Here is a 23682-nt window from a genome sequence, read left to right on the forward strand (position 1 = left end):
GGCGTGAACTCAATCGTTCACTTTCCCCAACTCAGTCGAGTCTGAACCATGCGGGCTCAGGGCCGAATTCAAAACGCGCCGGGCTTTGAGCGCAAGAAACGGCGGCAAATAACTGCTCCGATGTTCGAAGGATCCTTTGGGAAAATCCGGATGGCCGCGACGAGGCTCCACCGCGGCTTCGATCACCATCCCCGCCCGGCAAATGCCACCCAGAATGTCCTGCAACCGGTGCAGGAACTCGGAGGTTCCCGCCTCGCGATGCAAAGCTTCCGGCCCTTCGGCAGGCAGCGGCATCCCCGCCACCGAGTGCGTTTTCACGACGTATCCTCCCGCGCGTTCATCCCAGGCCGATCCCGCCTGCAAACATGAGGGCTGCTTGTGCTGGCTCAAATACAGTCCTCCCGCCTTCAAAACCCGTGCCACCTCGGCGAAAAGTCGGTCCAACTTGGGCAAGTAACAACTGCTGACAGGCTGAAAAACGGCATCGAAGGAACCGTTCTCAAAGCAGGAAAGGTCATCCATCGAACCCTCGAATACCCGGAGCGAGAGATTCCGCCGCGCAGACACTTGACGGTCCAATGCGAGCATCTCCGGGCTTAAATCAAGCACTGTCACATCAGCTTGCGCCGCCGCCAACAATGGACCGTGCCGCCCGCCCCCGGCTGCCAAGCAAAGAATCTTCATCCCCCGCACATCCGGCCCGAGCCATCCACGGGGACAAGCGGTTCGAAGCGGATCTTGGAAGTCCGACTCCGAGGCGGTATCCACATAGGGCGCACGGATGCGGGCGCGGAAGTCCCAAGCCCGCCGGTTGTGATCCAATGCCTCCGCGCGATGCAAGAGTCAGTTCGGCGACCCGCCGCTTACCCCAAATAAGGAAGCTGACCGGTGCTGTCGCCCAAACGCGGAGCCGCCGCTCCCATCCCCTCCATCATGTTCAAGAAGAGGTTGTTCAACGGTGTGTTGGGTGAATAACGAACATGGCGCCCGGGTTGGAAGACTCCGCCGCCCTTGCCCGCGAGCACGATGGGAAGATCGTCGTGGTTATGCCGGTTGCCGTCGCCAATGCCACTCCCGTAAACCACCATGCACTGATCAAGCAATGTTCCGGTCCCTTCCTTAACCCCTTTCAACCGATCCATGAAATAAGCGAACTGCTCCATGTGAAATCGGTTGATCCTGGCGATCTGCTTCTTCTTTTCAGGACTGTTGCCGTGGTGCGAAAGATCATGATGCCCATCGGATACCCCAATGAAAGGATAAGGACGATTGCTGCCGTCATGCGCCACCACAAACGTCGAAACCCGGGTGGTATCCGTCTGAAACGCCAGCACCATCAAATCATACATCAGCCGGATGTGCTTCTCGTACTCGCGGGGAATGCCGATCGGACGCTCTTGATCCGGCAACGCCTGAACCGCCATCTCCGCCTTTTCGATGCGTTGCTCGAGCTCGCGCACCGCCGTCAAATACTCGTCCAGTTTGCGGCGGTCGGTTATGCCCAAGTTGGACTGAAGCCGGCGTGCGTCCTCCATCACGTAGTCGAGAATGCTCTGGTGATAGATCTTGCGCCGGGCACGAGCCTCCTTCGACTCGTTCTTGGCTGGTCCGCTGAAGAGGCGTTCGAACACCAATCTCGGATCTGTTTCCGGAGGCATCGGCGTGGAATCGTTGCGCCAAGAAACATTGAAAGAGTAAGCACAGCTGTACCCGGAATCGCAATTGCCCGAAAGCTGCGCTCGATCGCAACCCAATTCCAGCGAAGCAAAACGCGTCTTGTTGCCGATCTTCTGGGCCACCACCTGATCGACGGAAATTCCCACCCTGATGTCGGCGCCTTGGGTCTTGCGCGCCTGGCATCCCGTGAGAAAGGACGCCGAGGCCCGCGCGTGATCGCCCGCCCCATCGCCATTCGCCCGCGCCTTGTCCTGGGTCAGCCCGGTCAAGACCATCAAGTCCTCCTGGTGCGGCTTCAAAGGATCAAGAATATAGGGAAGCTCAAACTTTGCCCCCTCCGACGCCGGGGTCCAATCATCCATGTTCGCGCCATTGGGGACATAGACGAACGCCATTCGCCGTGGTGCCGAAGAAACCGCTGGCGCCGCCGCGCCCGCGGCCCGACCCAGGGGAACCATGGCATCCAACAAAGGAAGCGCCATTGCTGTGCCTGCGCCCCTCAAAAAAGTCCGCCGCGGAAGTTGCCAGGTTTTCGTCATAAATGATGGGTCAGCTAGTTAGATTAAAAACTAGCAGAAGGAGAGCCAAAAACAAGGCCGAAAACCAAGATTCCACGCTTCCCGGTACATCCCGATGTTGCCGGTGATGCAGGTAGGGCGCGTCCGTCCCGGCGCGCCGCCGGAGCATGATGTTTTGCCTCCAGTGGGCGGCGGGCTGGGACAGGCCCGCCCTACCAACAACATCGGGATGCACCGCACGCTTCCATTCGCATGAAACCTGCGCCGCCTGAAGCGCGCTTGCCGCCTGCCCGCACGGCCGCGCCGTCACGGCTCGATCTTCAAAAGGCGATGATTGGTGCTGTCGGCGATGTAGAGCGTGCCGTCGCGACGGACGTGGACGCCGTGCGGTTGATTCAACTCCGCGGCTTCCGGTGGGCCGCTGAGTCCGTTCGCGCCCTTGCGACCGTTGCCCGCGACCCGAACAATCCTGCCCTCTCGAGGAAGGTATTTCCGGATCAGGTGATTCTCGGCGTCGGCGATGATGACATTGCCGTCGAGATCGAAACAGAGGTGCTTCGGGCCGTTCAGCGTGGCCTTCCGGGCGTCGCCGCCGTCTCCACTGGCGCCTTTTTCCCCGGTCCCCACAACCGTGCGAATCCGGCCTTCGCGACTGACCACGCGCAACGCGTTCCCGCCGCGTTCAAGCACGTACAGGTCGCCATTCGCCGCGGCGATCACGGCACGCGGGTCGACGAGCGGCGCGTTTACGGCGACAGCCCCGTCTTCGGGCACCCCCCGCTGGCCGTTGCCGGCGACCGTGCGGACAAGTCGCGTTTTCAGATCGACGGCGCGAATGCGGAGATTGTCGAGGTCCGCGAGATACATCTGCCCGCCCGACGGATCGAGTGAAACGCAGTAGACGTTGCCAAATCTCGCCTGCGTCGCGGGACCGCCGTCACCGCTGAAGCCGCGCTCTCCCGTGCCGGCAATCGTCGAGACTCGTTGCGTCCGGGCATTGATTCTGCGGACGCGGTTGTTCCACGTGTCCGAAACGAGAATGTCGCCGTTGGGTGCGACGGCCAGATTGTGCAGGCCGTTGAACTGCGCCTCGATCGCCGGACCGCCGTCGCCCGCATCCCCTTTGGTCCCGACCCCGGCGACGGTGGCGAGACGACCCTTTCCGTCCACGCGACCCACGCGATGGCCGTTGAGTTCGACGAAATAGAGGTTGCCGGCGCGATCGAAGCCGACGCCGAACGGAGTGTCGAGTCTGGCCTCGGTCGCCGCGATCCCGGTGGCCGGGCCGGTGCCGCCACCGGCGACGAGCACCAGCCTGGCAGCGTGGGAATCGAGAGGCGGGCTCAGGGTGGACAGGCATGCTGCGACCAGCGGGAGTGTCAACAAACGCGTTGGATTCTTCATGAGGTCCTTTCGATGGCGGCCGAAGTGCGGATGACGGTGCGGGTGGCTGGGATGGGGCTCGAAAATGTCGGCCAAGCCGGGATCACGAGAGGCGTAGGGCGGCCGGCGAATGTTGATCTCCCTTCTGAGCTGGAGTTCGCGCACAGGTTGGCCCGTAGTTTCGTTGCTCGTCGGTCAGAGCCCCACGGTGGGGGACCCTCCCTCCTCTCGCCTCGCCACAGGCCAAACTGAGCGCAACAAAACACCAGCCATTTGTGAGACACTACACTAGGTTCTGCGTCTGCTCGATGATCTTGGCTCGAAGTTCAAATGGAAACTCAGAGCCGGAAATAAACCACCGACCATTTCACGAGACAGGCATCAGTGGGCGGAAATGGCATCCAACTCGCCGCACAGGGCGAAGGCCTTCACCGCCTGTGCCTTGGCGATGTAGGTGATGTAGTGATAATTTCCCCGGTAAAGCGAGTGCATCCACCAACGCCCGCTCTCGCGCTGCTCCCGCCGCAGCCAGGTGAGGCCGCGCTGGATGCGTGGGTCGGCGGTGGGCACGTTGCTCTGCCGCAGGAGGACGACGGCGAGCGCGGTCATATAGGCGTCGCTCTCCGGGTTCTGGGCGTCAGGCAGCCCATTGATGAGATCCACCACGGTCTTGCTCATCTCGAAGTGCCAGTCGTTGACCGCAGACATGTCGCGGATGCTCCAGCCACCGTCGGCGTGTTGCTTGGCGGAGAGCAACGCCAACGCGGCGTCACGCTCCTTCGCCGGAACCAGTTCCGGCAGGTAGTGCGCGAGTTGGAGTTTTAGGATGCGGTCGAAATCGTTCTTCGGCGCGCCGGTGCGGAGGTATTCCTTCAGCTTGGCCACGCGGCCCATCAAGGTCTCGTCCTTCAGGCCCGCGAGCCAGCCCGGCGCGGCAGTCATGGCACGCGCGGCTTGCAATGACAACTCGAAGTCCGTGGTGATGTGCGGAATCTCCACTTCGCCGTGGCTCACGAACGCGCCGTTCTCCGACTGGTGCTCGAACAAGTCGCGCATCGAGCGTTCGGTCGGCTCGGAGAGTTTGCCCGTGATGTGCCGGTCCCATTCGGCCAGCCCAAGGCTGCGCCATACGCTGTAGAACGTGCTCGGGTAATGCTTGTGACCGCGGGTCTCCGTCTCCTTCGCCGGCTTGACCTCCTTCGGCACCGAGCCGACAAAGTCGTGGTGAACTTCCGCGCTGGCGGGACCGAATTGCTTCGTCCACGCGGTGCGCTCGGTCAAGTAGGGGCCGGTGGTGTGGCAGTTCACACAGGATTTCTCGCGGACCCACGTCAATGCGCCCTGTTCGAGATACTTCGCGGCCAACTTCAGCGACGCAGGCCCGAACTGCTTCGCGCGCGGCTCGTCGGCAGTGGGAATTGCCGGAGCCGGCGCCTCCTTCGATTCAGAGCACCATGGAACTCGTCTCGCTGCCGACCGCGCCCACTGAAGGAGGGTTGTATTCCAGACTTTGGAAAGGCCTGCGTTGCAAATCAAATACTTACGCATCCCAAACCATGCCAGTTGCGAAAGACAGGTTAACTCCCTTGCGTGGCTCCCCCGAGTTCTCTAATTCTTTCCGGGCTCCAGCCGTGGAGAGTATTCCGCCTAGGGTCCATGTCCTCGATGAGTTCGAAAACCCTGGTCATCGTGCCCACCTACAACGAGCGGGAAAATCTGCCCGCGCTGGCCGACCGCCTTCTCAAGCTGCCCATCCCGGTCGATCTGCTCGTGGTGGACGACAATTCGCCGGACGGCACGGGTCGGCTGGCGGACGAACTGGCGGCCCAACACCCAAGCATCCACGTGCTCCATCGCTCGGAAAAGAATGGACTCGGTCGGGCCTATATCGCCGGTTTCCAATGGGCCTTGGCGCGCGATTACGAATTCATTATGGAGATGGACGGGGATTTCTCCCATGACCCGGCCGAGATTCCGAACTTTGTTCGAGCTGCGGAGCATGCCGATCTGGTCCTGGGTTCGCGTTACACCAACGGCATTCGTGTCATCAACTGGCCACTTCAACGCCTGATGTTGAGCATGGGGGCGGCGCTCTACGTGAAACTGGTCACGGGTATGCCGGTGAACGATCCCACCGGCGGATTCAAATGCTTCCGTCGCCGGGCGCTCCAATCCATCGATCTCAACGCGGTCCGCAGCAACGGATACAGTTTTCAAATCGAAATGACGCATAAAATCTGGCGGCAAGGCATGCGCATCGGGGAAGTGCCGATCGTGTTCACCGACCGATTCCAGGGCAGTTCCAAAATGTCCCGGAAAATTGTCTATGAGGCCATCTGGATCACGTGGAGCTTGTGGTTCCAAAACGGACTGAGGCGATCCCCCAGGCCGGGCGGAGCGGGACCCGTTTGAAACGGAGCGGGACGTGGTCGCCCGGGTCACACTCGAAATCGCGGTGGGGCAGGAATTCGATTACCTGATCCCCGCCGAACTCCTGAACCAGGTCTTCGTCGGATCCCGGGTCAAGGTTCCTTTCGGCCGCCGCGAAGTCATGGGGTGTGTCACCGGGCTCAGCGAAACTTCCACCCATCGAAACCTCCGCTCCCTCTCCGGGGTGGTGGGCAAGCAGTCCCTGGTCACGTCCAAAGTCCTGGCCCTGACGCGCTGGATCGCCGGTTACTATTGCTGCCCGCCGGAAATCGCGTTGAAAAGCGTGCTACCCGAGGTTGTCCGCCGGGAGAAAGAAGGCTGGCGGGAGCAACTCTTTGTCCGCGTGGTTCCCGGCGCCGGCGCTTTGCCGAAGCTCACCTCACGGCAGCGGGAGGTTTGGAACATCCTGGAGGAAGAGCGAGAAATCCTGCTGCAATCGCTCCTAGCCAAAGCGGGCACCACGGCCGAAACCGTCCGGCGATTGGAAAACCGGGGATTGGTCTCGATCGGCCCGGCCAGGGTCGAGCGGGATCCCTACGCCCACGAGGAAATCCTCCCCTCGAGTCCCTTGCAACTCAACGCCGAGCAGGCATCCGCGCTGGAGCAAATCCGCACGGCTTTGGACTCCCCCAAGCAAGGGGCGGAGAAAGCGGTTTTTCTATTGCATGGCGTGACGGGCAGTGGAAAAACCGAAGTGTACTTGCAGGCCATCGCCCACGCGCTCGATCAAGGCCGTGGTGCCATTGTCCTCGTGCCGGAGATATCGCTGACCCCCCAAACGGTCGAACGGTTCAAGGCGAGATTCAGCACCGGTCCCAAGGCGACGCTCGTGGCGGTGCTCCACAGCCACTTGTCGGCAGGAGAACGCCACGACGAATGGCACAAAATCCGGCAGGGACGCGCGCGCATCGCCATCGGCGCACGTTCCGCCCTGTTCGCCCCGGTGGATCCCCTGGGATTGATCATCGTCGATGAGGAACACGAGCCTTCCTACAAACAGGAAGAGGCCCCGCGCTATCACGCGCGGGACGTCGCGGTGGTGCGCGGCGCCATGGAAGGCGCGGCGGTCGTCCTTGGCTCGGCCACCCCTTCCCTCGAGAGCTACTACAACGCGAAGCACGGCAAATACCGGCTCCTGGAACTGAAAGCCCGCGTGGACCATCAGCGGCTGCCCGTGGTGCGGATCATCGACATGCGGGCCGAGTCGCGGAAACAAAAAGGTCCGCCGGTTTTTTCGCAACTCCTTCACGAAGCCATCTTGCAACGGCTCGAGCGCCGCGAGCAGGTGATGCTGTTCCTGAACCGGCGCGGCTTTTCAACCTCATTGCAGTGCCCGAAATGCGGCTACGTGGCGGGGTGCCCCAATTGCAGCGTGACCCTCACTTATCACCGGAAACGGCAGGTGATCGCATGCCACATCTGCGGCTTCCAAGCGCCCGCCCCGGCAGAGTGTCCCGAATCGGGATGCCGGAATCCGGCCATCCGTTACAGCGGGTTGGGGACGGAAAAAGTGGAGGACGCCCTCGCGCGAACTTATCCAAAGGCGCGAGTGCGGCGCATGGATTCCGACGTGCTGCAGCGGAAGGAAGATTACCGGACGATTCTCGGGGACTTCCGGACGGGCAAGATCGACATTCTCGTGGGCACCCAAATGATCGCGAAGGGACTGCATTTCCCAAATGTGACCCTGGTGGGGATCATTCACGCGGACCTCAGCCTGCATCAGCCGGATTTTCGGGCCGGGGAAAGGACCTTTCAGCTCCTGACACAAGTGGCAGGACGGGCGGGACGCGGCGACATCGAAGGGGAGGTTTTGGTGCAGGCGTTCACGCCATTTCATCCGGCGATCCAGTACGCGCGCCGCCATGACTTTCTCAGTTTCTACGAACAAGAGACGGAGTTTCGAGAACAGCTGTCCTACCCCCCCTCGGCGCGGGTGGCGCTGTTGATCCTGAAAGGCCGGAATGAAGAAAAAGTAAAATTCTGCTCGGAACACTTGCGAAAGGAGATCGAGGGCCGGACGGGCGCCATCAGGGACTTGATCTTGGCGGGCCCCTCCCCGGCCCCGCTGATGCGCGCCGAAACATTCTATCGTTACCATCTCATGCTGCGCACCCGCCAGATGCTCAAACTCAGCGGGATCTTGGGCACGCTGAGGTCGGAGTGGAATCCACCGGACGACGTCCAATGGACGATTGATATCGATCCGGTGAATCTATCCTGAGTTTCCCGTCCATCGGGGCGGGTGGAATCAAGAGTTCAGCGCTGATACACCGGCCCGTTGAAGATGGGGTTCGGGTAAGGATCGACGTTGATGTATTGCCACGAGGTCACCCACTTGACGAGATGGGCGCTCCCCCCGAACAGGCCGGCCACCGCGCCCCCGGGCAATCCTTTGAGGGTGCTCTGAGCGTTCGGATTGGGAAGCTGGTACCAAGCGGCCACACCCGCGTGCCGAATGGAAATACCGTTGCCCGTGTTGCCCGGCGGGGGAACGTTGCTCGCGTCGTTGAAGTTGAAGGCATCCAACTCATTCTGTTCCCACATTTGCCAGTCGGTCCCGAGAAAATCGCTGGTCTTGTATGTCCTTCCATCCGGAGAAACGGAAGGTTTTCCAATATTATTGTATCCGCCGATGGTTCCATTCCAGCAATAGGACGTCAGCTTGACGGGACGTCCAAGCCAAAGGGTTTTCAGTTTTCCCGTGCCCCGGGTCGCGACATCTTTCGGACACCAAGCCACCTTGTGATCGCTGAGGAATGGACCCAGCTGGCTGATCTTGAAAAACGACACTTGATTGCTGAACTGGCTGGAATTGACGTCGCGCCCGGCGGCGGAGACGACGGCGGAAGGTCCGCCAGGGATGCGCCCGTTGTTGCGAGTGGCGTAAATCCACCCGTCGGGTCCGCTTAAATCCCCTCCCCAGGTCGGGTGCGCCAAGTAATCGGCATTGTCCGTGGCGTAGAGCTGGCTGGCGAGGAGCACCTGCCGGACGTTGTTCAAATCGAGCGTCATTTGGGCCCGATCTTTGGCGCGGCTGAGGGCGGGAAGCAGCATGCCCGCCAGAATCGCGATGATGGCGATGACCACGAGCAGTTCGATCAGGGTGAATGCGCGAACCACGGACAGGGCGGAAAATCGGGTCTTCATGGGGTTAATTGATCAAAGGACGAGGCTCGAAAACCTTCAAGCAGATTCCTTCGACGTCGACGCATCCGCCGGTTGCTGGAACGTTCCGCTCACGGCGCTTTCATTGGACACAGCCGCGCTCCGGTGCACTGGAGCGCGACGGTGCTGAAAGCCAGTCGCAGCAGACCGCGCAGTATCACCTTGCTCTTGGGGGGGCAATTACCCAGGGGCGCCCCGCGTTGCGGGTCAACTCTGGTCTGAGTGATCCTTCATCCGACCGTAGGGATCACTCAACTTTCGAACGGCCTGGTGGCCAGGCTTGTTTCTGGAGAGCGAACGGTCTGTCGCCGACGCCGGACGTGGCCGATTTAGGGCCTGCCGATCCATTTTGCGTCGCCACTCTCGACGCCTTGCTCCGAATGAAGCTTACGACGTTTCGAGACGGGACCGGCCCCACCGGCGCGACCTGATGGAAGTCGGTTTGCTCGATGCCTCCGCGCCCGAACAAATTCCGGCCGAACTGCGCCCGCGCCTGCAACTCCTCCTGGAGACGCTCGAGGGATAACGGCGGGGGTTAACGAGCATGGCTTAGTCTTGCTTGACGCGGATGAAGCGTCGCCCGTGAGGGGCGGTCAGGGCGCACGCTCTTTTCCTTGGGGGCGGTGCTTGAGGAGAGCACGGAACATCAGAGTGAACTGTTTCTCAACATGGACTGGATCGACCGCCACCGGTCATTCCATTCCACCCAGGACCACTCCCATTCCTTGCCGGCGAAGCGCTCGCGCATCAGGCCAAGGCGGGACTCGAATTCCCGGGCCGTTTGACGAAGACCCTTCATGTCGTGCCATTGGCGAAAAGCCTCCAGCAAGGCCAGTCCGTTGCCGGGATAGACGGGATCGAGTTCGAAGGCGCGAAGCAGATGCTGTCGTGCTTTCTTCTTGTTGCCAATGCTGGCGGGCCAGCCTGGGGCCTGGAAATAGAGCAGCCCCAACGATCGATCGGGACCGGCATGATCCACCCGCGCGTCCAAAGCGAGCGCGGCTTTAAGCGCCTTTTCGATTTCGGTGACCAGTCGCAATGCTCCAATCAATTTGGTGCGCGCGAGTTGTCCGCGATTCATGGCCAAAAAATAATGCCCCTCCGCGCCGTCGGGCTTCAGGGTGACGGCGGTCGAGCAGGCCGCGATGCCTTCTTCCGCCAGCTTGGCCCGATTCGTGGAAACTGCGGGGAATTCGGCGTAATCGAACGCGGCTTTGCCCATCCGCCAAGCTTCGCCGTAACGGTGCGGTTGACCTTGGAAATTCCGCCGAGCCTCCTCCAAGGCCGCCCTCGCCTGCTCCAGGGCTTCGGATTCGACCCGGGACGTGTCTGCACCCTGAGCGACGCCCAGCCAGAGCAGAACCATGACCGAGCTAAACCAGGCAAAGCAGGTTCGCCGGGCACGCCGCAAGCGCTGGGATCGAATCCGTTGCGTGAGGATGTTGAAAACCGGCCGCAGGCCGTCGCGAACGAGCACCGTCATGGGGCGAGCACGCATAGAATATGCGACGGGATGAAAGAAAGAGACGGGGTGGCGGAGGGTCGTTTGACACAGCCGCGCGCCGGAGAGGAGGGGAGGTCTGCCCGGGAGGATCCGGCCCTCCGGCCGGGGTCGATGACGCGGAAAGCGGCCGGCGCGCGCGCGCCTCGATGAAGCGACTGAAACCAGAGCTCGTGACTCGGCTTGGGTCTTCCGGGAGATTGGGGTTGCGAACATGGCCAACGCTTCTATAGTGCCGCGAATGAACTTTAGGTGGAAAAGCGCGCTGCGCGCAATCGCGATCCTTGGCGCCGCCTGCGTTCTGCCTGGTTGTGGCGGCGTGAGCGGGTCCCACAGTGTTTCGCCCGCGACGTTCCTGCTTCCCGGGCTGGTCCAAACCCCCGATTCCGCCAACCCAGGCGAGATTCCACCCCCTGCCCCGGACATCGTTGCCGGAGGGGCCGAGGCCGCCGTGCCGTAAGGCCGAAGCCTCGTGGTCGATTCCGTTTCCTTTTCCCCGCTATGCGATTTCCCTTCGCTCTGACGCTCAAGATTGCCAGCCATATCGTCCGGCACAAACTGGCCCGCACACCCAAATTCGCCATGGTTCTGCAACTGGAACCCTTGCACACGTGCAACCTCACCTGCACCGGGTGCGGCCGCATCCGCGAATATTCGACGAACTTGAAGGACATGGTCCCGCTGGAGGATTGCCTCAAGGCGGCTGAGGAATGCGACGCGCCCATGGTCTCGGTGTGCGGCGGCGAACCGCTGATTTACCCCCATATTGAAGCATTGGTGTCAGGGCTGCGCTCTCAAGGGCGCATCATCTACATCTGCACCAATGGCGTGTTCATGCGAAAAAAAATGCGCGAATACATGACAGCGCATTGGTCGCCCGCCATGGCACCCAAGCTGGAACAATTAGTCGCCCAAAAACTCGTCACCGAGAAGGAAGCGGAGGCTATTCGCCGGGGAAACGGAGGAGGTCAAACCAAGCCCACCCTGGCCCCGAGCCAATGGATGTACTGGAACGTGCATGTGGACGGACTTGAGTTCACGCACGATCTCATCGTGGAACGCGAGGGGGTTTTCAAGGAATGCATCGCGGCCATCCAGATGGCGAAGATCCTGGGTTACCAGGTCGCCACCAACACGACGGTGTACAAGGAGACCGACGTCCGCGAGATCGAGTCGATGTTCGAGTACCTCTCCTCGCTGCAGGTGGATGGCCACACCATTTCCCCCGGCTACGACTATGACGCGGCCAAGAAGGACATGGTCAAGCGGCTCGGGAAAAATCCCACCGATTTCTTTCTCACCCGCGACCTCACACGCCAGAAATTCCGCGACATCGAACGGTGGGGCGAGCGCTTCACCATTTTCGGCACCCCTGTTTATCAGGAGTTCCTGGCCGGCAAGCGGGAATTGACCTGCACAGCCTGGGCCATCCCGACTTACAACGTGCGCGGCTGGAAGGCCCCGTGCTACTTGATGACCGACGGGCATTACCCCCGCTACGCGGACATGTTGGCCAAAGTGGACTGGGAAAAATACGGAGTGGTCCAGGGGAAAGCCCGCGATCCACGATGCGAGAACTGCATGGTGCATTGCGGCTACGACCCCAGCGGCGCCCTGGGCACCAACTACCAGTCGGGCGACAACTGGAAGAACTTCCGCTATAATTTCGGATCCAAGCCCGCCCCGGTGCCCGCCTCCCCCGCGCTGGAACGTTCCGCGTTCAACGGCTTCTCGATCGGCAAAGGACACCTGGCCGAGGCCAAGGCGGCGATCCATTCCCCCGCGGCGGGTGCGCGCGGCGCGTTTTCGCGCCACGAAGAGACGCCCGCCCATCAGGAAAACGGCACTTGCGGAAACGGTGACACCTCGCAGCGGGATGATCTTCTGGGGAAGATCAAATCCGCCGCGAGATGAATTCGGCCCTCTTCCTTTCACCCCCAAGCTTCGACGGCTTCGACGGCGGAGCGGGTTCGCGCTATCAGGCGCGCCGCGAGGTCACCAGCTTTGGGTATCCCACCTGGCTGGCGCAACCCGCGGCCTTGGTGCCTGGAAGCCGACTGCTGGATTGCCCGCCCCACCGCATCGGAGTCGAGGAATGCCTGGGTATCGCCACCCAGTATCCTCATGTCATCATTCACACCTCCACCCCCTCGCTCAAAAACGACTGCCGGATCGCGGAGGCCATCAAACGAAACCGGCCCGACACCTGCATCGGATTCGTGGGTGCCCACGCGGCGGTGCTGCCCGCGGAAACCTTGAGCGCTTCTCCAGCCATCGACTGGGTGGGGCGCAAGGAATTCGATTACACCTGCCAGGAAGTTTGTGAGGGGCGTCCGCTGGAGTCCGTCCGGGGCCTTTCCTACCGAACCCGCGAGGGACGTGTCGCGCATAACCCCGAACGGGAGTTGATTTCGAACATGGACGACCTGCCGTGGGTCGCGGACGTGTACCGGCGGGACCTGGCGATTGAGAATTACTTCATCGGCTATTTGCTGCACCCCTATTTAAGCCTCTACACGGGGCGAGGGTGCCCGGCCCAATGCACCTTCTGCCTCTGGCCTCAGACCATCGGCGGCCATCAATACCGGACGCGCAGTGCGGAGAATGTGGCGTCTGAAATGGCTTACCTCAGAAGGCTGTTTTCCGCAGGTCAAAGAGTTTTTCTTCGACGACGACACCTTCACGGCAAACCTGCCGCGAGCCCGTGAAATCGCCCGCCGATTGGCGCCTTTGGATCTGACATGGTCCTGCAACAGCCGGGCCAATTTGGACGAGACCACGATCCGGTTCTTCAAAGATTGCGGCTTGAGGTTGTTCCTGGTGGGGTATGAAAGCGGGAACGAAGAGATCCTGCGACGCATCAAAAAGGGCGTGTCGATGGATCAAATGCGCGCCTTCACCAGCGCCTGTCATCGCGCCGGCGTCATGATCCACGGCACCTTCGTTCTAGGGTTGCCCGTGGAAACGCCACAGACGATCGAAAACACCCTCCGGTTCGCCATGGAACTCGACGTCTTCAGCCTGCAAGTTTCCCTCGCCGCCCCCTACCCGGGCACCGAACTGTTTGAGACGGCGCGGCAAAACGGCTGGTTTGTGAAGCAGGATAAAACGGACCTGGTCGAAACGGACGGATTCCAGCAATCCACTCTCGAATATCCAGGGTTGAGCAAAGACGTGATTTTTGAGGCGGTGGATCGATTCTACCGCGCCTATTATCTTCGTCCAACACCCATCCTGCGCATTCTCAAAACCATGTTGGAGGACAAGCAGGTTTGCGTGCGAAGAATCCGGGAAGGATTTGAATTTTTCCGCAGTCTTCGTCAGCGCCGAGAAGTTCAAAAAGGGACAGTGCAGTCGCTCCCCAGATAGGGCATTTCCTTCTCTTGCACCCCCGAATTCTGGTGGGCGTTTTGCGCACGCCGGAACCATGGCCGGGCCATCGACGCGCCGCGAAGCGCACGGACAGGTCGGAAGAGTCCAAATTCTTCAACGTGCGGCGGCGGGTCAAAGAACGATACCGTCGCGCTCAGCGGCAAAATGAGACCGACAACGCATCCACAGGTTTTCGGTGATGCGCGCGGCAGCGCCGGGGCGCGGCGTTCACGCTGCTTGAGGGCGTGTCTTCAAAGGGGCATGGCAGGTTCAACGGGATATCGGTCGTCCCTCCGGGACCTCACCCCCTTTGGCTTGCCCCAGCTCAGCGATGAATCGCTGGGCTTTTGTCTCTCGCCGCCGGGCGGTTTCCACCGGCTCCCCGGGGGTTACTCGCCGCGCGCGTCCACCTCACGAAGGTGCTCGGTCAGGATCTTGCGCATGACTTCGATGGTCTCGGGTTTGTCCTGACACGAGTGCGAGGCGCGCACCACGCTCGTGGGCACACCCTCGAGATGCGCGCTGCGGTATGCCACGACGCCGTCGCCACCCTCTTCAGGCAACCCCTCGCCCTCGACGGCGACGATGGAGTGGGCGCGCACGCCCGCAGCGATGGGGAGCACGGCCAGCGATTGGAGCAGTGGATTGTCGGGAGACATGTTCTCCACACTGGTGGGAAGGATCGAGGGAAGTTCCAGGGGCGGACCTTCCTCCCCGCGGACCCTCAACAACGCTTCTCCAAAGCGGACGACTTCGGCCGGAAAGGAAATCCAAGTCCGGAGAAGTTTGGCAAACCAGGGATTCGCCAAATGACTGCCCCGGTGCGGGGTGGCGATGAACACCACCCGTTTTACAAACGGCAGCGGATTCATAAAAAACGCTTTTCGACAAGATCGCGATCCTTTGCTTTGAGCATCGCGGGATCGAAGGGTTTCTTGTTCATCGACCGCCACAGGGTGTCCCCGCTTTCCACCACCGTCATTTTGGTGAGCAAACCACCCTGGCTGTGGCCCACCACCACCATCTCCCGCAGAGCCGGACCTTCCCCGTTCGGATCGTATCGATGAAGCGTGGAAGCGAGGGACTCCCGCAATTTGGCCGCAGAATGGTTGATGGGATTGCCGGTATTGTAGAGGTAAGCCCAAAATTGATAGCGTTTCCTCAGGACAGGATCGGCCCGCAATGAATTCCACATTTCGGCCCACCACACCGGGCTGCTGGCCGTCCCATGCACGAAGACAACGGGAATTTTGCCTCGCTGGTAAGGCTGAGTAAGATAGACGTCGTTCTTGACCCACTGCTCGCCGGAAAAGAACTGGCGCAGCCCCAGTTCCCACAGGGGCGAATCCTCAAGCGCAAAGGCCAGGGGAGTGGTGTTGTCTGTTTCAAGCGGGATCCATCGCTCCTGAACCTGGACATTCTCCTCGTCGTAGGTGGAGTAGAGCTCGATGCGCGCCCGGACGCCGCCGCGCATCAAGTCAGACGCAGTTCCCTCGATCCGCAAAAAAGCCGTGGCCGCGGCGCGTCTTGGAAACGGCTGCTTGGCAGCCTCTTTCTCGATGGCGATGAAAGGCAGGCCGAGACCCGGATCGCGCAATCGCACGCTCACGCCGCGAACCGCGAAGCGATCTGAAGGTTCAAATCGTTCGAACCGGCTCAGTTCCCACGGAAATCTGGGCCTTTCCACCGTGATGTCCATGGACCCCACCGACAGCTCTCGCCGCCCCGCCAGGAATTGGATGCGACCTGTGCGACCGACGGAAAGCGCGGGAACCAGGGCGCGATTGTAGAGATCGCAGGCGAGGCGAAATTCCCGGTCGTAGGCAGCGGGCGGAGGATCGCGCTTATCCTCGGAGAACAAAAACCAATAGGCGTAGGCGGCGGAAGCCAAAAAGCAGCCCGCGGCTTGGGCTCTTCGCGAGGTTTTCGGGCTGCGCAAGGCACGTTCCCCTTCGGCGAAATTGACCTCGGACAGCGCCAGCAAGACATCACGGCGAGCATCGCCGAGGGCGATGTCGTGAAGGTCGCGAAGCACGCGGTCGGAGTTCGACCGCGAGTGCTCCGACAAGTTGTAGCGGTGGAGAACAGTCAGGGTCCCGGCACTGAGTCTCGTCCCGGTCAAGGCACTGGCATTAACCTGCTCGTAGGCGCGTCGCGGAGAAACTGAGGAAACGCCGATGGGCGAATGATAGCCGACCAACCCGAGGAGCCCGGCGAGCGCCCAAACCCCCATTCCGTGGAAAGATCTCCGCAAAGTCGCGATCAGCGGTTGCCGTCTTCAGGTTACCGTTTGTTCCGCCTGGCTCCACGCACCGGAATGCTCTTGAACTCGCGGGTCAGCGAGGTGAGGGAATCCTCGACCGCAAGACGCTCCAGGCTGGATGCCCCCACGAAGCCCACGCAATCGGTATTCTCGTTGACATACGCGGCATCCTTCGGAGTGCCAATCGGCCCTCCGTGCGACAGGAAAAAGATGTCCTTCCGGACGGATCGCGCCGCGTCGATGATAACCTGCGTGCGGCCCACGGCATCGTCCATCGAGCAAACCGCGCGACGAACGCCAATCGTGCCGCCGACCGTCGTGCCCACGTGGGCGATGATGGCATCCGCCCCCGCTTCCGCCATGGCTTTGGATTCCTCAGGCGAAGAGACATAGACGATGCTGAAGAGATCCATCTTCCTCGCGAGAGCCACCATCTCGAATTCCTTCTTCACACTCATCCCCGTTTCCTCGAGCACGTCGCGGAAATGGCCGTCGACGATGCAGTGCGTGGGGAAATTGTTGACGCCCGAAAACCCCATGTCTTTGACCTTCAAGAGCCAGTGCCACATGCGGCGGCGGGGGTCGGTGGCATGCACCCCGCAGATGACAGGCACCTCTTGCACCACCGGCAGCACCTCATACTCGCCGATCTCCATGGCGACGGCATTCGCGTCCCCGTAAGCCATCAGCCCGCACGTGGATCCGTGGCCCGACATTCGGAACCTTCCGGAATTATAAATGATGATGAGATCGGCGCCGCCTTTCTCGATGAACTTGGCGCTGATGCCGGTCCCGGCGCCCGCCGCGATGATGGGCTCACCCCTCTTCAGGGTGGCTCGAAGCCGTTCAATGACTTCTTTGCGAGTGTAAGGATTCCCTTTTCCTGTCCACGGATTCGGCATAGTCGATGAGGCGTTGTTCGATGAATGTGGCCGCAGGCACGGGCGCCCATGGTGTGCCGGCGACGGCGGAGGAGAATGTCGATTGGACTGAAGAAAGGCAACACTGGAGCCGTCGAAACTGGCGGAATCGAAGGATTCGGGATTGACCGAGAAGTGGCTTGAGCTAAATCTAACTCTCACATCTCAACCCTAGAATGCAACTGCATATGGAACAGAAAACAATGACCCCAACACAAGGTTCTTCACGCCGCGAATTCATACGCACGGCTTCCGCCGCCGCCGCCGTGGTCGCCGCCGGTAACGTCCTCAAAACCCCGGTTTACGGGCAAAACCAAGCGCCTTCCGCCGGACGCGTCGTTGGGGCCAATGACCGCATCGTCATCGGCTTCATCGGCGTCGGCGGTCAAGGCATGGCCCACGTGCGGAGCATCAAAAACAATGCCGCCGACAACAACGTGGCGCTCGCGTCCGTATGCGACGTTTCAAAACACCGCATCAACGAGGCGAAAGCCGCCATCGGCGGTGATTGTGCCGGATTCGAAGATTATCGCAAGCTACTGGAAAACAAAGACATCGACGCCGTTTGCATTTCGACGGTGGACCACTGGCATACGCCCTGTTCCATCGACGCCATGAACGCGGGCAAGCACGTCTACGTGGAAAAACCCATGACGCGCTATCTTGATGAGGCCTTTCGCATCCACGACACCGTCAAGAGCACCGGCAAGAAGCTGCAGGTGGGTTCCCAGGGATGCTCGGACGCCAAGTGGCACAAGGCCGCTTCGCTCGTGAAGGGCGGCAAGATCGGCCCTATGGTCATCGCCCAGGGCTCCTACATGCGCAACAGCCACAAAGGTGAATGGAACTACCCCATCCAATCCTGGTGCACCCCGGAGGACGTCAATTGGAAGGCGTGGCTGGGCGGGGTCCACAAAAAAGTGGAATTCAACAACGACCACTATTTCCGCTGGCGGAAGTATTATCCGTATTGCTCGGGCTTGCTTGGCGATCTGTTCCCACACCGCCTCCATCCCTTGATGCTGGCCACGGGCAGTCCGGAATTCCCGACCCGCGTCTGCACCATCGGAACCAAAGCGATTCACACCGACCGACTGACCCCGGGGACACCGGAACGCGACGTGGCGGAAAGCATCCAGATGCTGGCTGAGTTCCCCAGCGGCCTCACGCTCATCGTGGCGAGCTCGACCGTCAACGAACAGGGCTTCCGTGACATGATCCAGGGCCACAAAGCGACGCTCTACATGGCCGGCAACCGTGTGCAATTGACGCCCGAACGTCCTTTCACCGAGGACATCGATCCGGAAACACACGAAGGGATTCAACCCGGCGAGGACATCAAGTGGCACGAGAAGGATTGGTTCCAAGCCATTCGCACCAACAAGGAGCCTCACGCCGGCATCGATCTCGGCATCAAGGTGCAAACAGTCATCTCCCTGGCGGAAATGTCGGACCGGCTCAAGATCACCTGCCTCTTCGACGAAAAGACCCGCAAGATCACCACGGCCGACGGCAAGGAAGTGAAGCCGCTCACCTACGGCTCGTCGGACTTGTCCTGAGATTCCATTCCATCAAGCAAGGGCCGCGCACAACACGTGCGCGGCCTTTTCTTTTTGCCAACGGAACAAGAAGCCCCTCGAACTCGGGACGGGCAGCAGCGACCAGCCCCCAGGTTGAAAGCGTGATTCAGAACGGCTGCTTGCCTCGCTCGAACCACGCTTCGATCTCGGATTGGAGCGTGCGGCAAATCTGCTGAACCCTGGATTCACCCGTGACGGGAAGCCCCGCGTGTTCGCCCACCCCCTCCACGGCATAGAACACGTCGGTGACGGCTCCGTTCTCCGTGCAAATCTTCGCCAACTGCAGGTCGAGCTGAAGTTTTGCCAGGGTTTTGGAGATGACGTAGAGCAAACCCGAGCGATCCGGGGCGATGACCTCAATGGCCGTGCGCTTGGAGGAAGCGCGGTTATCAAGCTTCACTTCAACCGCCAATTCCCTCACTTCGATCCACGCCGGAACGGCTTCCGCCCTGATCGCCTGACGAACCTCCGCGTCAAGATCGAGTCTTCCCGCGAACAGCTTCTCCAGGTTTTCCTCAAACCCGGATCGGCGGGCCGGCGACGCGTAAGGGTTCTTGCCGGATTCCTGGACATAGAAGGTGTCGATCGCGATGCCGTCGTTTCGCGTGAAGACTTGCGCTCCCAGAATGCTCAGGCCGGAGGCTGACAACGATCCCGTCAGACGGCTGAAAAGCCCGGCTCGATCCCAAGTGCAGATGCGCGCCTCGGTAAACCCTCGGTCCACGTCGTCGTGCCAGCGCACGACAGGCTTGGAATTCCCGCTTCCCTCGCGCAGGCGGCTTTCCTTGAACTCCCGCACCATGCGGATGTCGCCCAAAATCGTCGGGGCTTCGAAGACGCGAAAGTATCGGGAGGGCATGCCTTGAAAATGAGCGTCGACGTCCTCGGCCTCCACCACCCCCCGGCCAAGCCGGCGCACCTCCTGCGACAGGTGCTGCTCCAGGACCTGCTGGGTCGATATCCGGTGGGTTTGCTCGAGCAACAATTCGGCCGCGCGGGTGTAAAGCGTCCAGATCAGCGAGTCCTTGAATCCGTTCCACATCTGATTGTTGGTGCCCAGCGAATCGGATCGTGTAAGCAGCAGCAGCATGCGCAACTGATCCATGGAACCCACCCGTTGGGCGAATTCCTGGATTTCGGCGGGGTCGTCCAAGTCGCGCTTCTGCGAAACCTGGGCCATGAGCAGATGATGCTCGACGAGGAAGAGCAAGTTTTCCTCAGCGGCGGGATCGAGTTGAAGGCGCCGGGCCACGCGAGCGGCGATTTTCACCCCGGAGATTTCGTGCCGCTCCCCTTTCTCGGCCTTGCCGGCGTCGTGCAACAGGAGAGCCAGGGACAGCACATGGGGAGCGTCCAATCCTCGAAAAACCTCGAGATAACGCTGATCGGAACACTGCTGATCGTTCCAAAGTTCATCGAGTTTCTCGAGGCAAACCAGCGTGTGCTCATCCACGGCGTATTGGTGAAAAAACTCGTGCTGCACCTTGCACGTAAGACGGCCGAACTCGGGCAGATAACGCCCCAGCAAACCCGCTTCGTGCATCTCGTGCAACACGCGGCCCACCTGGCCGCGATAACCCAGGATTTCGAGAAAGGTGGTCCGCACGTGCTCGTCCTTGAGAAACTCGCGGTCCACCAATCCCAAGCTTTGTTTCACGAGCTGAACGGTGTGGGGATGCAGCACCACCTGGCGGCTTTGGGCATGAAGAAACAAGCGCATGAGCCGCCGCGGGTCCGCCTGGATCACCTGCTCATGCTCGGGATACACCTCCCCGTCGATGAACTTGAAGCCATCGACCGGATACTGGGCCCGTTCCTTGCGCTGCTGGAGAAACTGTTTAAACGTGGGCAGCCGCTTGGGTTGCGGCAGGAGCGCCAATCGCCGCTCGACCGTCTTGGTGGTCAGATACACGTTCCGCATGTGCGCATACAAATCGCCCATGAACTCCTCCAGCCTCCCGCTGGGGGAGCGGCTGGAATAGCCCAAGCCCGTCGCCACGGAAGGCTGAAAGCTCTTATGCAACACATCGATCCGCTTCGCGTAGCGGAAATGCAGCTCGTTGCGCACACGGAGAAGAAAATCATGCGCCGCATGAAGCGCCTCCCGCTCTTCCGCGGTGATGTGTTTCTGGGACTCAAGCGCCTCCAAGGAACGCGCCCCGTACCGAAACCGCGCCATCCACAGCAGGTTCTGGTAGTCCCGCAGCCCGCCACACCCGTTCTTGAGGTTGGGCTCCACCATGCAGGCCGAATTTCCAAACTTGGAACGGCGATCGATCTGATCTTGCAGCCGCATCTCGATGTATTCGTTCTCGTGGCCATGAACGCACTTGTCCGCCAAAACTTTCGAAAACTCGGAAAAAAGGCCGCGGTCTCCCGCCAGCAGTCGAGTTTCCAGGAAAGCGGTTTTTGAAACCATGTCCTGATTGGCATGCCGAATCGCCTCGTCGATCGAAAAGCAGAGGGGATTCGACTCCAACCCCAAATCCCAGAGCAATCCCTCCCCCGCCACACACTGCACCCAGGGATGATCCCTGACACCTTTCTTTAACGTTCCGTCGTGGAGAAAAAGAAGGTCCACGTCGCTGCAGGGGCTCAGTTCCTCGCGTCCGTACCCGCCATGAGCCACCACCGCCAGCCGGGGCAACCGCGCCGGCGATCCGTTCCCCAAGGGAATCCCGGCCAGCACCGAAGCGAGAAACAAATCCAGAGCCCCCGAGCATGCCGTGCAAAGCTCCCGCCCGCCCGCGCCCTCCTCATGCCATTCTCTCAAGCGGCGATTCGCCCAGGGAAGAAACTCTTTGAAGCGCGGGAGCGCGTCGCGAACATGGGACTCCGGAGCGACCGCCAGTTTCAACGCGGCCTCGGTCCGGATGACATCGAAAACTCGGGACACCGGGACAGGTTCAGCCAGGGTAGAACGGATTGTGCTCGCGCTCCTGGCCCACGGTGGTCAGCGGTCCGTGCCCGGGGCAGATGAGCGTGGAGGGCGGCAGGGAAAGGATCTGTTCGCGAACCTTTTGCTTGGCCAGCGGGCCATGATCCTTGGCTCCTCCCATGGATCCGGCAAAGATCGCGTCACCCACCACGGCGAGGTTGGGCGCGTCGTCCGGGAAATTCCCCACCACATACGTCACCCCGTCCTCCGCGTGCCCCGGAGTATCGCGATTGGTGATGCGCAGGCTCCCGACCTGGACAAAGTCGTTGGGGCGATTGCGTTGGTCCGGCGGGGCGGCCTTGATGTTGGAATGCAAGCGGACGTTGGGGTAGCGGTCGCGGAGCGGCTGCAAGGCTGCCAGATGATCCGCATGGCTGTGCGTGATGAAGAGGTGTTTGAGATCCAGGCGATGCTGGTCCAGCAACGCCACGATGGGAGCGGCGTCGAATCCCGTATCAAAAAGAGCGGCTTCGCGAGTCGCCTCATCCCAAATCAAGTAGGCATGCACGGCCATGCCGTCCCCTTCCGTGGTGATTTGCCGAAATTCCCGCCACGCGGAAAGCACGGGTGGCGTGGGCAGCCAGCCTTGACCGATCTTCTCTGCCCGCTTGCCGTCGATGCCCAACAGCCCACCCAGCTTGATCAAGTCAGGCGTTCGGGCGCACTTGCCGGTATCTTCCAATTGTCCGTAGTCAGACTCGGACAGTCCGGCCACGCGAGCCGCATCCGCCAATTCAACCTTCGCCATCATGCGCGCTTTGCGCAGCACATCGCCCAAATTGTCTTCAAGGTTCATGGCGAAAGTTTAGGCGGGCGGCAAGCGTCCGGCAACGCCAGACTGTCCGAAAGGGCCACCCCATCAAGACGCGCGTTGCGGTCTTACCGCGAGGATTTGGCGTCCAGGCGAGTCGCGACTTCCTGGGCCAGCACCTCGTAGGCGGAAGCCCCTGCGCTGTACTTGTCATAGTCGAGGATCGGTTTCCCGAAACTGGGCGCCTCCGCCAGCCGGGTCGTGCGGGGAATGACGGTCTCAAAAACCTGGCTGCCGAAATGTTCGCGAACCTCTCCCACCACTTGCTGGGAAAGGCGCGTTCGCCCGTCGAACATCGTCATCACCACGCCCAGCAAAGCCAGCCCCGGATTCGCTCCGTTGTCGCGCAACTGTTGCAGCAGCCGGGTAATCATCGAGATCCCCTCCAGGGCGTAGTATTCGCATTGCAAGGGAACGAGCAAATAGTCCGCCGCGCAAAACGCGTTGAGCGTCAGAATGCCGAGCGAAGGGGGACAATCGATGAGAATCAGTTCGTGCGTCTGCTCCGCTTGCAATGGAGCGAGGGCCATCTTGAGCCGCTCCAAATGGCGGTCCAACCTCGCGACTTCGATCTCCGCTCCGCACATGTCCACCTCGCTCGGAATGATGCACAAACGCTCGTAACGCGTGGAAACTCGCTGGGAAGCGAGCGGTTGTTCTCCCAACAACGACGGGTAAGCGCTTCGTCCGGCCACCTTCTCCACGCCAAGCCCGCTCGTGGCATTGGCCTGGGGATCCAAATCGAGCAAAAGGACGTTTTTCCCCATCGCGGCCAGACTGGCGGCCAGGTTGACGGCGGTGGTGGTCTTTCCCACCCCTCCCTTTTGATTCGCGACCGCGATCACTCGTGCAGGCATGCGACTATAGAAAAGCCTGCCGACTCGGCTGGCAAGGCTTTCAACTAGCGTTGAACGTCGGCCTCCAGCAGTTCTCATTTGGGTGGGTGGGGCGCGTCACTCCGTGCGCGCCGCCATTGGAATCACCCGGTTTCGGCGCGCAGCGGAGTGCGCGCCCTACCTTGATCAGTCAAAATGAGAACACCCCGGACTTTCTCCGCGCGTTGCGTCCATGAATCTCAGCACGTGGAACTGCTTCATAATTAAGGGTGGCGATTTGAGGTT

17 protein-coding genes and 1 pseudogene are annotated in these 23682 nt (G+C 60.9%); 6 read left to right on the top strand and 12 right to left on the bottom strand.

Going from position 1 to position 23682, the window contains the following annotated elements:
• Nucleotides 1–9 precede the first annotated feature (9 nt).
• From FJ404_09160 to FJ404_09175, 4 genes are all read right to left on the bottom strand, one after another.
• On the bottom strand, nucleotides 10–822 hold the full coding sequence (locus FJ404_09160) for a class I SAM-dependent methyltransferase (GenBank protein MBM3823038.1): 813 nt from the start codon (nucleotides 820–822) through the stop codon (nucleotides 10–12).
• A 41-nt stretch (nucleotides 823–863) separates the two neighbouring features.
• Nucleotides 864–2216: a DUF1552 domain-containing protein gene (locus tag FJ404_09165; protein MBM3823039.1), complete on the bottom strand. Its 1353-nt coding sequence runs from the start codon at nucleotides 2214–2216 to the stop codon at nucleotides 864–866.
• A 285-nt stretch (nucleotides 2217–2501) separates the two neighbouring features.
• Nucleotides 2502–3599 (bottom strand): hypothetical protein, encoded by a 1098-nt coding sequence (locus FJ404_09170; GenBank protein ID MBM3823040.1) that lies wholly within the window; start codon nucleotides 3597–3599, stop codon nucleotides 2502–2504.
• Nucleotides 3600–3959: 360 nt separating this feature from the next.
• A complete protein-coding gene (locus FJ404_09175) occupies nucleotides 3960–4943 on the bottom strand; it encodes a terpene cyclase/mutase family protein (protein ID MBM3823041.1) in 984 nt (327 codons plus the stop codon).
• Nucleotides 4944–5243: 300 nt separating this feature from the next.
• On the opposite strand from FJ404_09175, the gene FJ404_09180 reads away from it, so the two are divergent.
• A complete protein-coding gene (locus tag FJ404_09180) occupies nucleotides 5244–5990 on the top strand; it encodes a polyprenol monophosphomannose synthase (protein MBM3823042.1) in 747 nt (248 codons plus the stop codon).
• A gap of 13 nt (nucleotides 5991–6003) precedes the next feature.
• Entirely contained in the window at nucleotides 6004–8232 is a 2229-nt protein-coding gene (gene priA, locus FJ404_09185) for a primosomal protein N' (protein MBM3823043.1), read from the top strand.
• Between the two features lie 35 nt (nucleotides 8233–8267).
• Here the strand turns inward: priA and FJ404_09190 are convergent, their stop codons facing one another.
• Nucleotides 8268–9158 (bottom strand): type II secretion system protein, encoded by an 891-nt coding sequence (locus FJ404_09190; protein ID MBM3823044.1) that lies wholly within the window; start codon nucleotides 9156–9158, stop codon nucleotides 8268–8270.
• A 664-nt stretch (nucleotides 9159–9822) separates the two neighbouring features.
• Nucleotides 9823–10674: a hypothetical protein gene (locus tag FJ404_09195; GenBank protein ID MBM3823045.1), complete on the bottom strand. Its 852-nt coding sequence runs from the start codon at nucleotides 10672–10674 to the stop codon at nucleotides 9823–9825.
• Between the two features lie 244 nt (nucleotides 10675–10918).
• Between FJ404_09195 and FJ404_09200 the strand changes: the two genes are divergently transcribed.
• The 3 genes and pseudogenes from FJ404_09200 to hpnJ all read left to right on the top strand — a co-directional run bounded on the left by FJ404_09200 (nucleotide 10919) and on the right by hpnJ (nucleotide 14046).
• A complete protein-coding gene (locus tag FJ404_09200; GenBank protein MBM3823046.1) occupies nucleotides 10919–11137 on the top strand; it encodes a hypothetical protein in 219 nt (72 codons plus the stop codon).
• Nucleotides 11138–11178: 41 nt separating this feature from the next.
• Complete coding sequence (locus FJ404_09205; GenBank protein ID MBM3823047.1) at nucleotides 11179–12591, top strand: DUF3463 domain-containing protein; 1413 nt, start codon at nucleotides 11179–11181, stop codon at nucleotides 12589–12591.
• Nucleotides 12588–14046 (top strand): annotated as a pseudogene (hpnJ, locus tag FJ404_09210) (hopanoid biosynthesis associated radical SAM protein HpnJ). Before FJ404_09205 ends, hpnJ begins: the two are co-directional and overlap by 4 nt.
• A gap of 392 nt (nucleotides 14047–14438) precedes the next feature.
• Here hpnJ and FJ404_09215 read toward each other — a convergent pair.
• Genes FJ404_09215 through FJ404_09225 form a run of 3 tightly spaced genes read right to left on the bottom strand, consistent with a single transcriptional unit; the run spans nucleotide 14439 to nucleotide 17214 of the window.
• Nucleotides 14439–14921, bottom strand: coding sequence for a hypothetical protein (locus FJ404_09215; protein MBM3823048.1), 483 nt, complete (start codon nucleotides 14919–14921; stop codon nucleotides 14439–14441).
• Nucleotides 14918–16303, bottom strand: coding sequence for a hypothetical protein (locus FJ404_09220; GenBank protein MBM3823049.1), 1386 nt, complete (start codon nucleotides 16301–16303; stop codon nucleotides 14918–14920). The genes FJ404_09215 and FJ404_09220 overlap by 4 nt, the downstream gene beginning before the upstream one ends.
• A gap of 29 nt (nucleotides 16304–16332) precedes the next feature.
• On the bottom strand, nucleotides 16333–17214 hold the full coding sequence (locus tag FJ404_09225; protein ID MBM3823050.1) for a phosphoenolpyruvate hydrolase family protein: 882 nt from the start codon (nucleotides 17212–17214) through the stop codon (nucleotides 16333–16335).
• 206 nt (nucleotides 17215–17420) lie between these two features.
• Between FJ404_09225 and FJ404_09230 the strand changes: the two genes are divergently transcribed.
• Nucleotides 17421–18791, top strand: coding sequence for a Gfo/Idh/MocA family oxidoreductase (locus tag FJ404_09230; GenBank protein MBM3823051.1), 1371 nt, complete (start codon nucleotides 17421–17423; stop codon nucleotides 18789–18791).
• A gap of 127 nt (nucleotides 18792–18918) precedes the next feature.
• Here FJ404_09230 and glnD read toward each other — a convergent pair whose 3' ends face one another.
• The 3 genes from glnD to FJ404_09245 form a co-directional block, all read right to left on the bottom strand.
• A complete protein-coding gene (glnD, locus tag FJ404_09235) occupies nucleotides 18919–21738 on the bottom strand; it encodes a [protein-PII] uridylyltransferase (GenBank protein ID MBM3823052.1) in 2820 nt (939 codons plus the stop codon).
• On the bottom strand, nucleotides 21719–22546 hold the full coding sequence (locus FJ404_09240) for an MBL fold metallo-hydrolase (GenBank protein MBM3823053.1): 828 nt from the start codon (nucleotides 22544–22546) through the stop codon (nucleotides 21719–21721). Before FJ404_09240 ends, glnD begins: the two co-directional genes overlap by 20 nt.
• A gap of 83 nt (nucleotides 22547–22629) precedes the next feature.
• Nucleotides 22630–23418: a ParA family protein gene (locus FJ404_09245; GenBank protein ID MBM3823054.1), complete on the bottom strand. Its 789-nt coding sequence runs from the start codon at nucleotides 23416–23418 to the stop codon at nucleotides 22630–22632.
• Nucleotides 23419–23682 lie beyond the last annotated feature (264 nt).

Source organism: Verrucomicrobiota bacterium, assembly GCA_016871495.1.
Classification (GTDB): Bacteria; Verrucomicrobiota; Verrucomicrobiia; order Limisphaerales; family VHDF01; genus VHDF01.

Bases quoted from the DNA above. Each gene is read 5' to 3' on its own strand.
- FJ404_09245 (MBM3823054.1), bottom strand. From the start codon at position 23,418: ATGCCTGCACGAGTGATCGCGGTCGCGAATCAAAAGGGAGGGGTGGGA.
- FJ404_09230 (MBM3823051.1), top strand. From the start codon at position 17,421: ATGGAACAGAAAACAATGACCCCAACACAAGGTTCTTCACGCCGCGAA.
- FJ404_09190 (MBM3823044.1), bottom strand. From the start codon at position 9,158: ATGAAGACCCGATTTTCCGCCCTGTCCGTGGTTCGCGCATTCACCCTG.
- FJ404_09215 (MBM3823048.1), bottom strand. From the start codon at position 14,921: ATGAATCCGCTGCCGTTTGTAAAACGGGTGGTGTTCATCGCCACCCCG.
- FJ404_09195 (MBM3823045.1), bottom strand. From the start codon at position 10,674: ATGCGTGCTCGCCCCATGACGGTGCTCGTTCGCGACGGCCTGCGGCCG.
- FJ404_09225 (MBM3823050.1), bottom strand. From the start codon at position 17,214: ATGCCGAATCCGTGGACAGGAAAAGGGAATCCTTACACTCGCAAAGAA.
- FJ404_09205 (MBM3823047.1), top strand. From the start codon at position 11,179: ATGCGATTTCCCTTCGCTCTGACGCTCAAGATTGCCAGCCATATCGTC.
- FJ404_09165 (MBM3823039.1), bottom strand. From the start codon at position 2,216: ATGACGAAAACCTGGCAACTTCCGCGGCGGACTTTTTTGAGGGGCGCA.
- FJ404_09200 (MBM3823046.1), top strand. From the start codon at position 10,919: ATGAACTTTAGGTGGAAAAGCGCGCTGCGCGCAATCGCGATCCTTGGC.
- FJ404_09240 (MBM3823053.1), bottom strand. From the start codon at position 22,546: ATGAACCTTGAAGACAATTTGGGCGATGTGCTGCGCAAAGCGCGCATG.
- FJ404_09170 (MBM3823040.1), bottom strand. From the start codon at position 3,599: ATGAAGAATCCAACGCGTTTGTTGACACTCCCGCTGGTCGCAGCATGC.
- FJ404_09180 (MBM3823042.1), top strand. From the start codon at position 5,244: ATGAGTTCGAAAACCCTGGTCATCGTGCCCACCTACAACGAGCGGGAA.